The sequence below is a fragment of the Polynucleobacter sp. MG-5-Ahmo-C2 genome (assembly GCF_018687735.1).
GTDB lineage: Bacteria > Pseudomonadota > Gammaproteobacteria > Burkholderiales > Burkholderiaceae > Polynucleobacter.
Window position 1 is genome coordinate 936,896 of sequence record NZ_CP061304.1, and the last position, 10,654, is coordinate 947,549.

At 46.8% G+C, this 10,654-nt stretch carries 8 protein-coding genes; 2 read left to right on the forward strand and 6 right to left on the reverse strand.

The window, feature by feature from the left end; translation table 11 throughout:
* Positions 1-7 precede the first annotated feature (7 nt).
* The 6 genes from greA to gloB all read right to left on the reverse strand — a co-directional run bounded on the left by greA (position 8) and on the right by gloB (position 9,344).
* Positions 8-484, reverse strand: a complete 477-nt coding sequence (greA, locus tag C2740_RS04905; RefSeq protein ID WP_215291969.1) for a transcription elongation factor GreA — start codon at positions 482-484, stop codon at positions 8-10.
* A 58-nt stretch (positions 485-542) separates the two neighbouring features.
* The gene (carB, locus tag C2740_RS04910) at positions 543-3,806 is read right to left on the reverse strand and encodes a carbamoyl-phosphate synthase large subunit (RefSeq protein ID WP_215291970.1); all 3,264 of its coding nucleotides are present in this window, start codon (positions 3,804-3,806) and stop codon (positions 543-545) included.
* Positions 3,806-4,993, reverse strand: coding sequence for a glutamine-hydrolyzing carbamoyl-phosphate synthase small subunit (gene carA, locus C2740_RS04915; RefSeq protein WP_215294321.1), 1,188 nt, complete (start codon positions 4,991-4,993; stop codon positions 3,806-3,808). The genes carB and carA overlap by 1 nt, the downstream gene beginning before the upstream one ends.
* Before the next feature lie 235 nt (positions 4,994-5,228).
* Positions 5,229-7,112 (reverse strand): propionate--CoA ligase, encoded by a 1,884-nt coding sequence (locus C2740_RS04920; protein ID WP_215291971.1) that lies wholly within the window; start codon positions 7,110-7,112, stop codon positions 5,229-5,231.
* A 28-nt stretch (positions 7,113-7,140) separates the two neighbouring features.
* Positions 7,141-8,553 (reverse strand): transglycosylase SLT domain-containing protein, encoded by a 1,413-nt coding sequence (locus tag C2740_RS04925; protein ID WP_251369595.1) that lies wholly within the window; start codon positions 8,551-8,553, stop codon positions 7,141-7,143.
* Positions 8,535-9,344 carry a hydroxyacylglutathione hydrolase gene (gene gloB / locus C2740_RS04930; protein ID WP_215291972.1) on the reverse strand — a complete coding sequence of 270 codons (810 nt, stop codon included), beginning with the start codon at positions 9,342-9,344 and terminating at the stop codon, positions 8,535-8,537. The genes C2740_RS04925 and gloB overlap by 19 nt, the downstream gene beginning before the upstream one ends.
* A 36-nt stretch (positions 9,345-9,380) precedes the next feature.
* Here gloB and C2740_RS04935 point away from each other — a divergent pair, with 36 nt between their 5' ends.
* Entirely contained in the window at positions 9,381-10,163 is a 783-nt protein-coding gene (locus tag C2740_RS04935) for a class I SAM-dependent methyltransferase (RefSeq protein ID WP_251369596.1), read from the forward strand.
* A 4-nt stretch (positions 10,164-10,167) separates the two neighbouring features.
* On the forward strand, positions 10,168-10,632 hold the full coding sequence (gene rnhA, locus C2740_RS04940) for a ribonuclease HI (protein ID WP_215291974.1): 465 nt from the start codon (positions 10,168-10,170) through the stop codon (positions 10,630-10,632).
* Positions 10,633-10,654: the final 22 nt, after the last annotated feature.

A 10,654-nucleotide genomic window follows, 5' to 3' on the forward strand; every position in this document is an offset into this window, starting at 1 on the left:
AGTTATCTTAGATATAGCGAACTGCCAAAATCTCAACTTCCCGATTACCGCCTGGAGCTTGGACAGCAACGACATCGCCCTCTTCTTTGCCAATTAATGCGCGGGCAATTGGAGAGCTAATGGAGATTTTATTTAATGCAATATCTGCTTCATCATCGCCCACGATCTGATAGGTAAATTTGGTCCCATCTTCGAGATCCTCAAGATCAACAGTGGCGCCAAAAACAATACGGCCAGAAACATCTAGTGAAGCAGGGTCAATAATTTGGGCAGCAGATAACTTGCCTTCTAGCTCCTGAATACGCCCTTCAATAAAACCTTGTTTTTCCTTAGCAGCATCGTACTCAGCGTTCTCAGAGAGATCTCCTTGCGCACGCGCTTCAGAAATAGCGTTAATAACTGATGGACGCTCAACATGCTTGAGGCGATGCAGCTCTTCTTTGAGGAGTTCTGCACCGCGCTTGGTAATTGGAATTGTGCTCATACTGCCAACCTAACTTAAATTCTTGCGCTCGATTGCGCGTACAAAACTTAATTTTAGATTAAATGAGCTTCCGATGTAAGTCTTGCAAGGAATAAACCTCTAGAGACTCTTTACTGCCGTTTTGGGAGGCTAATAAGCCATCCATTACCGCACGGGCAGCACTGATGGTCGTATAGTAAGTCACCCCATTTGCTTGAGCTGTAGTTCGGATAGATCTAGAGTCAGCAATGGCAGTACGGGTCTCATCGACAGTTGTGAAGACCAAGGAAATCTCACCATTCTTGATGAAATCCACGATATGCGGACGACCATCTTTGACCTTATTTACTAAACGCACTGGCAAGCCTGCTGCCTCAATTGCAGCAGCGGTCCCTTTAGTAGCAACCATTGGGAAGCCCAATTGATGGAGAAGCTTAGCGACCTCAATGGCTTTAGGCTTGTCGCTATCTTTAACCGTCAACAGCACAGTGCCACTCTTAGGCAATTTAATGCCTGCGCCCAGTTGAGATTTAAATAAGGCTTCGCCAAAGGTTTTGCCTACACCCATCACTTCACCGGTCGAGCGCATCTCAGGCCCAAGGATTGGATCAATGCCCGGGAACTTATTAAACGGGAATACAGCTTCTTTAACAGAGAAGTAAGGTGGCTTTACCTCTGCCTTGATTCCCTGCTGCTCCAATGTTTGGCCAACCATACAGCGTGCAGCAATCTTGGCCAACTGTAGACCAGTGGCTTTTGATACAAATGGAACAGTACGTGAAGCACGCGGATTCACTTCCAATACAAAGATGACATCTTTGCCATCAACATTCTGAATCGCAAACTGTACGTTCATCAAGCCAATCACATTGAGGCCTTTAGCCATCGCTGCAGTTTGACGTTTAATTTCTTCAACGGTTGAATCAGATAAAGAATATGGTGGCAATGAGCACGCTGAGTCACCCGAGTGGACGCCGGCCTGTTCAATATGCTCCATCACTCCACCAATAAAGACTTTAGTGCCATCGCTGATACAGTCAACATCACACTCAATCGCATCATTGAGGAAGCGATCTAGCAACACTGGTGAATCATGAGATACCTTCACGGCCTCACGCATATAGCGCTCTAAATCACGGCCATCATGAACGATTTCCATTGCGCGGCCACCAAGCACGTAGGAAGGACGTACTACCAATGGATAGCCAATTTCTTCAGCAAGCTTTAAAGCCTCATCCTCAGCACGCGCAGTCCGATTAGGCGGCTGACGCAAACCTAGATCTTGCAGAAGTTTTTGGAAGCGCTCTCGATCTTCAGCAGCATCAATCATGTCTGGTGATGTGCCAATAATCGGCACGCCATTACGCTCAAGATCCAAGGCCAGTTTCAAAGGGGTTTGACCGCCGTATTGAACGATTACACCTTTTGGCTTCTCTTTGGCAACAATTTCTAAGACATCTTCAAGAGTGAGTGGCTCAAAGTACAAACGGTCAGATGTATCGTAGTCAGTCGAGACCGTTTCTGGATTGCAGTTAACCATGATGGTTTCATAGCCATCCTCACGCATTGCTAAAGCAGCATGAACGCAGCAGTAGTCAAACTCAATACCTTGGCCAATACGGTTAGGGCCACCACCTAAGACCATGATCTTGTCTCTATTGGTTGGATTGGATTCGCATTCGCCATGCTCTGCTTCATAGGTGGAATACAAATAGGCAGTATTAGTAGAGAACTCAGCTGCGCAAGTATCAACACGCTTGTAGACAGGAAGCACTTTGAGCCGGTGACGTGCTGCACGTACTGATGAGGCATCAACACCCAGTAATTTGGCCAAGCGACGATCAGAAAAACCTTTTTGCTTAACGGCACGCAGCTCAGCTGCTGAAAGGCTATCAATCTTGCGTTGCTTCAGTTCAGCTTCAATGGTGATGAGCTCTTCAATTTGCTCCAAGAACCATGGGTCAACTTTAGTTTCAGCATAAATCTCATCTAAGCCCATACCCATTCGGAAAGCATCTGCTAGATACCAAATACGATCAGGGCCCGGCTCATTGATTTCATTAATGATGTCGTCAAGATCAGTAGATACTTCATCCAAGCCATCAACTCCAACCTCTAGACCTCGCAGGGCTTTTTGGAAAGACTCCTGGAAAGTGCGACCAATCGCCATTACTTCACCAACCGATTTCATTTGAGTTGTCAAACGTGAATCTGCTTGCGGGAATTTCTCAAAAGCAAAGCGTGGAATCTTTGTGACAACATAGTCAATCGAAGGCTCGAATGATGCCGGTGTAGCACCGCCAGTAATATCGTTCTTCAGTTCATCTAAGGTGTAGCCAACCGCTAACTTGGCTGCAATTTTGGCAATCGGGAAACCCGTTGCTTTAGAAGCCAATGCCGATGAGCGAGATACCCGCGGATTCATCTCAATGACAATCATGCGGCCATCAACGGGATTGATCGAGAACTGCACGTTTGATCCACCGGTGTCTACACCGATCTCACGCAGAACGGCAATCGATGCATTCCGCATGATTTGATACTCTTTATCGGTCAGCGTTTGTGCCGGGGCAACAGTAATGGAATCGCCGGTATGGACACCCATTGGATCCAAGTTTTCGATTGAGCAAACAATGATGCAGTTATCGTTCCGATCACGCACCACTTCCATCTCAAATTCTTTCCACCCCAAAAGAGACTCTTCAATCAAGAGTTCTCGCGTTGGCGATAAATCAAGACCGCGTTTACAAATCTCTTCAAACTCTTCACGGTTATAAGCAATGCCACCACCTGATCCACCCATGGTGAAAGAAGGACGGATAACCACAGGAAAGCCTGAGCTGCCGGATTCTCGCTGAATATGCTGCTGCACTTCGAGTGCCTCATCCATTGAATGAGCAATACCAGACTTGGCGGAGCCTAGGCCAATCTTGGTCATCGCCTCTTTAAATTTCTGACGATCTTCCGCTTTATCAATTGCTTCTGGTGAGGCGCCAATCAATTCGCACCCGTACTTTTCTAATACACCGTGACGATGAAGATCTAATGCGCAATTCAAAGCGGTTTGTCCGCCCATAGTTGGCAAAATAGCGTCAGGTTTTTCAGTGGCAATAATGCGCTCAACTACTTCCCAGGTAATCGGCTCGATGTAAGTCACATCCGCCATCTCAGGGTCGGTCATGATGGTAGCTGGATTGCTGTTTACTAAAATGACTTTATAGCCTTCATCACGCAAAGCTTTACAGGCTTGTGCGCCAGAGTAATCAAACTCACAGGCTTGACCAATCACAATGGGGCCTGCACCAATAATCAGGATGCTCTTAATGTCGCTACGCTTAGGCATTATTTGCCCTCCTTCTGGCTGGCAGCATTCATGAGCTCCACAAAACGATCAAATAAATAGGCAATGTCATGGGGCCCAGGTGAGGCCTCTGGATGACCCTGGAAACAGAAAGCTGGCTTGTCTTTCCAGGCAAGACCTTGCAAGGAACCGTCAAATAAAGAAACATGCGTTACGCGAATGTTATCCGGCAAAGAGTTTGCATCGACTGCAAAGCCATGGTTCTGCGAGGTAATCGCTACACGACCAGTATCCAAATCTTTCACTGGATGGTTAGCACCGTGGTGACCAAACTTCATCTTTAAAGTTTTGGCTCCAGCTGCTAAACCCATAATTTGATGACCTAGGCAGATGCCAAACGTTGGTATACCCTTTTCAATGATTTCTTTTGCTGCCGCAATAGCGTAATCGCAAGGACCAGGGTCTCCAGGGCCGTTTGAAAAAAATACACCATCTGGATTCATGGCAAGTACTTCTGCGGCACTGGTTTGCGCTGGTACCACAGTCAACTCGCAACCGCGCTCAGTCAGCATTCGCAAAATATTATGTTTTACGCCGAAGTCATAAGCGACCACTTTCTTAGTCGGCTTGCTGATATCCAAGGTTTTATAAGCAGACCTGTCTTCAGGACCGTGCAATAACCACTCTGCTTCACGCCATGGATAAGATTTTTTGGTAGTAACTACTTTAGCTAAATCTAGGCCAGACATACCTGGAAAAGCTTTTGCAAGTTCTAGGGCTTTCTTGCCCAAAGCTTCAGAGCTATCACCCAATTTGCCAGCCACGATTGCTCCGGATTGAGCCCCTTTGTCGCGCAGGATGCGAGTTAACTTACGGGTATCAATTCCAGCAACGCCAAGGACACCCGCTTTAGTCAGATAAGCATCAAGACTTCCTTCTGAGCGAAAGCTGGAGACACGCTTGGGTAAATCTTTAATTACTAAACCAGCGGCATGAATCTGATCAGACTCTGCATCTTGAGCGTTAACGCCAACGTTGCCGATATGGGGATAAGTAAGCGTAACAATTTGACGGCAGTAACTAGGATCGGTAATGATCTCTTGATAGCCAGTTAAAGCGGTATTGAAAACAACTTCGCCGGTAGTTTCGCCTGGGGCGCCAATACTAAAACCGGGAAATATAGTGCCGTCGGCTAGGGCCAACACGGCAGGAGGAAAAGAAGGAAGCAAGGGTGACAAACCATCTCCAGTCCCTGCTCCATCCGACGCTCAAAACCCCCAAAAAGACCAACCCGGGGCTTGTTTATGCGGGAGGTGAGTGTCTTTAAGCGCTAGGGTATTTATTAAGTTTCGAACCTTGCAATGATACCAGTTTTGCTCGTAAACCCTTAAATAACAGCCAATTGGCGCTCCAGGCGGGATTTCCTCCTCAGGCTCTTAGCCGGAGGAGGATTTCTATCCAGACTTAGGTTTGCTTACCTTGTTCAATAATGGTCTTAATGTGAGCCAAAACAGTCTGGTCTTCCATAGTGCTGATATCACCTGGGTCTCGGCCTTCTGCAACAGCCTGCAATGCGCGCCGCACAATTTTTCCAGAGCGAGTCTTAGGCAAAGCCGTCACAACATAAACATGACCGGGACGTGCAATTGCGCCCAACTGGGAGTCCACTGTCTTCATGCACTCTTTTTCTAAATTTTCTGCTTTAGAGGCATCCTTAGGTATTACAAATGCAATGGCGGCCTGACCTTTGAGTTTGTCTTCAATTCCCACAACAGCCACTTCAGAAATATTGGGATGACTAGAAATGCTTTCTTCAATTTCGCGAGTTCCAAGGCGATGACCAGCTACATTGATGACGTCGTCAGTACGACCCAAGATGAAGAAGTATCCATCTTTGTCTTTAATACCCCAATCAAATGTGGAGTAAATCAATCTACCAGGAATGGTTTCCCAATAAGTGCTGATAAACCGTTTGTCATCACCCCAAATGGTTTGCATGCAACCTGGAGGCAGTGGACCTTCAATGGCGATAACACCCTTTTGATCAGGACCTAATTCTGCAGAAGTAGCATCATCGAGCAACTTCATGTTGTATCCAAAGGATGGCACACCAGGTGAGCCAAACTTATGCGGCATAACCTCTACGCCGCGCTGAATTGCCAGCATTGGCCAGCCAGTTTCGGTCTGCCAGTAGTTGTCGACAATCGGCTTCTGAATTGCATCATGAATCCAGCTTGCAGTTGGCTCATCTAATGGCTCGCCTGCTAAGAATAATGCACGCAATGAAGATAGATCGTATTTAGTTAAGAAAGCAGGATCTTGTTTTTTGAGAACGCGGACGGCAGTTGGCGCTGAGAACATAACTGAAACTTTGTACTTCTCAACCAATTCCCACCAGATGCCTGCATCAGGGCGTAATGGTGTGCCTTCATACATAATCGTAGCCATACCGCTGAGCAATGGTGCGTAGATGATGTAACTATGACCAACTACCCAACCAATATCCGAAGTACAGAACATAGTTTCACCAGCTTTACCAGTAAAAATATGTTTCATGGACGAAGCTAGAGCAACCGCATAACCACCGGTATCTCGTTGGACACCCTTCGGCTTACCAGTAGTACCAGAGGTATACAGAATGTATGAAGGATGGGTTGCATCTACCCATTCAATTGGAACAATATCGTTCAGGTGTTTTTGACGCTCAGCCGCATAGTCCAAGTCTCGACCTGCAACAGTAGTGAACTCCGTTAAACCGCGATTCACAATCAATACTTTTTCAGGCTTATAGCCGGCCAAACTAATTGCTTCATCCAATAAGGGCTTGTAAGGAACGGCCTTACCGCCACGCGCGCCCGCCTCTGCAGTCACAATCATTTTAGGTTTTGCATCATCAATGCGCGATGCCAGGCTATGGGAAGCAAAGCCGCCAAACACGACCGAATGAATTGCACCGATACGAGCGCAAGCAAGCATTGCAAAGCAAGCCTCAGCAATCATTGGCATGTAAATCAGGACACGATCACCCTTTTGAATGCCGTTCGCCTGGTAAATAGCAGCCATACGATTCACTTCTTCGTAGAGCTCTTGATATGTATATGCTTTTTCTAAATTGGTTTCAGTGGAAACCGCAACCAGGGCAATTTGATTTGGTTGATCTTTTGCATAACGGTCGACTGCGTTGTAGCAAAGATTAGTAAGACCCCCTTGGAACCATTTTGCAAATGGCGGGTTATCGTAATTTAGAACCTGATTAAATGGTTTTTCCCAATGAATTAACTTTGCCTGCTCACCCCAGAAACCATCTGGATCTTTTACTGAGCGTTCATGATGGGCTTTATAGGACATAGTCAACCTAATAAAAAAGTTACTGAAATTACGGTGTTTTAGCGCCCCCCTTATTTGCAGAAGTCGCTGAGCTACCATTTTTCGCAGATTTTGCAAGGCCTGTCGATGCGGATTTATGCTGAGATGCAGCATTTTTTGCAGAAGAATTACCCTTAGATCCGCTTTTTGAGATAGGGCACTTAGTATTTTTTCCACCCTTAGCTGGCTTTGCACACTTTAAGGCTGGAGGTGGAGGCTTCTCAAGGCTCAAGCTGGCGTTTTCAGCCATTGCTGTGGAAACATCCCCGGGCCTTCGACTGGTTTTCGGTATAAGTACTGTTGAGCCAGCCCTAATACGCATGCCCCTAGGAATGCCATTCACAGTTCTTAAGGTATCAACATCTACGCCCAAAGTTTTAGCAACTTGATCAACATTTTCGGTCTTTGCCACCTTCACTGCAGTCCAAGAAGATAGTGGTTTGTTGTAACCCTTGAGATTTGCTTGAAAGATCTCAGCATGGGCAAATGGCAAGAGGATCTGTTGATTAGCATTGCTTAATATGACTGGCTTGTTAAAAGAAGGATTGAGATTGTGAAACTCTTCTGTCGGAATTTCAGCAAGCTTAATCACGAGTGCCACATCAATATCACTATCAATATCCAAGGCTATAAAGTATGGATGGTTTTCAAGCTCTGGTAAAACAATTTCGTAAGCTTCTGGGTCAAGAACGATTTGACGATAAGCCATAAGTTTGGGTACGTAGTTACGAGTTTCCCTTGGCATGGTGAGGCTCTCGTAATCCGTAGACAAGCCTGCGGCTTGGTTGCGTTTCTGCGCCCTAGAAATATTTCCAGCGCCCCAGTTATATGCCGCCAATGCTAGCTCCCAACTACCAAACTGATTATGTAAACGCTGCAGATAATCTAGGGCAGCATCCGTAGATTGCACTACGTCGCGCCGCTCATCCCTAAAAACGTTTTGTGTTAAACGAAAGTCTTTGCCCGTCGCTGGCATGAACTGCCATAACCCCACTGCCTTTGCACTGGACTTCGCATTAGTAACAAAAGCGCTTTCCACAAATGGTAGCAATGCAATCTCCGTTGGCATGTTGCGGGTATTGACTTCTTGAACGATGTAAAACATATATCGTGAAGAGCGCGCCATAGAGCGATTTACATAATCTGGCCTTGCACTGAGCCAACGTACCTGCTCAATTTCTAAGGGAGTATTCATGGGCTCCATCTGGAATCCATCTCGAATCCTTAACCATAGGTTATCGGATGGCGCATAAACCTTGCTAACCGATTGGCTCTTGAGATTGACGCGCGCAGCCTTGGATGATTTCGGATTTGCCTTGGTGGGGGTATCAGATGACCAATCACCGGTTCCAGCACAACCAGATAGAAAAACGGCAAGCAGAATTGCCGCTGCATACAAACGCATCAGAATCGGTCTTTCCAAGCCCTCACTACCGCTAAAACATGGGCTGGCGTTGGCAATTCTTGCTGACCTGAAACTTCCTTGGCCATTGCAATGACTTCAGCCTGATCACAGCGCATAAAGGGATTAACCTGAAGCTCTTGCCCAATCGTGCTTGGCAATGTCGGAAGATTTTGCGCTCTGAGTGCCTGAGCTTTTTCTGACCAAGAAATCAAGTTCAAATTATTCGGCTCCACGGCTAAAGCAAAACGAATATTGGATAAAGTGTATTCATGGGTGCAAAACACCAAGGTGTTTTTAGGTAAGGCTGCAAACTTGGCTAATGACTGCGTCATCTGTGTTGGGGTGCCTTCAAACAAGCGACCACATCCAGATGCAAATAAGGTATCACCACAAAACAGCATCGGCTCCACGACATTGGCCTGCATATTGGCGAAGTAGGCAATATGACTCAGCGTATGCCCTGGAACCTCGATAACCTTAAGGCTAATTCTGGGCAACGTGATTTCTAGCTTGTCATCCTCCTTAGCGATTACTGTGCGCCCCGGAATATCAGTGCCAGCTGGCCCATAAACCGGAATATGCTTACCAAAGCTATTCAATAGCTTGAGTATTCCGCCAGTGTGGTCGGCATGATGATGGGTTATCAGGATGCCCATAAGCACCAGGTCGTTTTGCAAAAGATAGTCTTCTACCGGGGCAAAATCACCCGGATCAACGACTAAGGCCGACCTACCATCATGGATGCACCAGATGTAGTTGTCATCAAAGGCCGGAATAGGCCAAACTTGCAATAAAGTATTCTTATCCATAAACCGATGATACCAACCCCACCCATCCCCTCGCAGATGCCTGCACCCCCATGGAGCTCATGGGAGAAATGGCTGCAATCCCCACCAGGACGCTATGTGCTGGGCTGGGAGCAAAAATGCTGCGACCAGATCGTTGCCGATGTCTTTGGCTTCCATGCGGTTCAAATTGGCATGCCTCAAATGAATACCTTGACCGAGAATCGCATGCCTTTGCAAGCGCTCCTAATGCACCCCAACGACAGTCATGAATATGCAGCCCGTTTTAATTGGCATCTGATTGAAGGTAATTATTCTGAATTGCCATTTGCAAGTGAAAGTCTGGATTTAGTGGTGCTTCCCCATGTTCTCGAATTTGCGACTGATCCTCACCAGATTTTGCGAGAGGTTGATCGCGTCTTACGTCCCGAGGGCCGCCTCATTATTTTCGGCTTTAATCCAGCAAGCTTATGGGGGGCACGCCAATATCTCAGCAGGCTGATTGGCAACCCTTATTTGCCTCGCGACGGTCAATTTATCAGCCTGATACGCGTTAAAGATTGGTTGCAATTACTAAACTTTTCCTTAGACCGCGGTCACTTTGGCTGCTATAAATTTCCCCTGCAAGGGCATTCCTCTATGGGCCGCATGGATTTCTTAGAATCCATGGGTAACCGCTGGTGGCCAATATTTGGTGCAGTTTTCTTAGTGTCAGCCATCAAGCGTCAGCAAGGCATCCGTTTGATTGGGCAAATTTCACCGGTACGTATTCCTGCTATACAACAACTTGCCCCTGCTGCAGAGCGTAGTCAACTTAAAGAAGTTCAGGACACGGTAAATTAAAGCAATGTCGCACACTAATTCAACCTCACCTACGCCACATATCGTGATCTATACCGATGGCGCTTGCAAAGGCAATCCCGGTCCCGGTGGCTGGGGTGCAGTATTGCGCTCAGGCGGCCATGAAAAACATATTCATGGCGGGGAACAACTCACCACGAATAACCGCATGGAAATTTGCGCCGTGATTTTTGCCCTCCGCGCCCTAAAACAAAGAAGTACAGTCGAACTTTGGACCGACTCTCAATACGTCCAAAAAGGGGTCACAGAATGGCTTGAGGGATGGAAAAAACGGGGCTGGAAGACTGCCAGCAAGGACCCTGTAAAAAATGCCGATCTTTGGCAAGAATTAGACGCCCTGCTGCCTGATCACAATATTTCTTGGCATTGGGTAAGAGGTCATAACGGTCACCCTGGTAATGAGCTGGCAGACCAGCTTGCAAATAAGGGTGTTGAAGAGTTTCTACCCTAGAGCCAATATCGTTGCAAAAGCA

Coding starts and splice junctions, on each gene's coding strand:
- greA (WP_215291969.1), bottom strand. CDS start 484: ATGAGCACAATTCCAATTACCAAGCGCGGTGCAGAACTCCTCAAAGAA.
- carB (WP_215291970.1), bottom strand. CDS start 3,806: ATGCCTAAGCGTAGCGACATTAAGAGCATCCTGATTATTGGTGCAGGC.
- C2740_RS04920 (WP_215291971.1), bottom strand. CDS start 7,112: ATGTCCTATAAAGCCCATCATGAACGCTCAGTAAAAGATCCAGATGGT.
- gloB (WP_215291972.1), bottom strand. CDS start 9,344: ATGGATAAGAATACTTTATTGCAAGTTTGGCCTATTCCGGCCTTTGAT.
- C2740_RS04935 (WP_251369596.1), top strand. CDS start 9,381: ATGCCTGCACCCCCATGGAGCTCATGGGAGAAATGGCTGCAATCCCCA.
- rnhA (WP_215291974.1), top strand. CDS start 10,168: ATGTCGCACACTAATTCAACCTCACCTACGCCACATATCGTGATCTAT.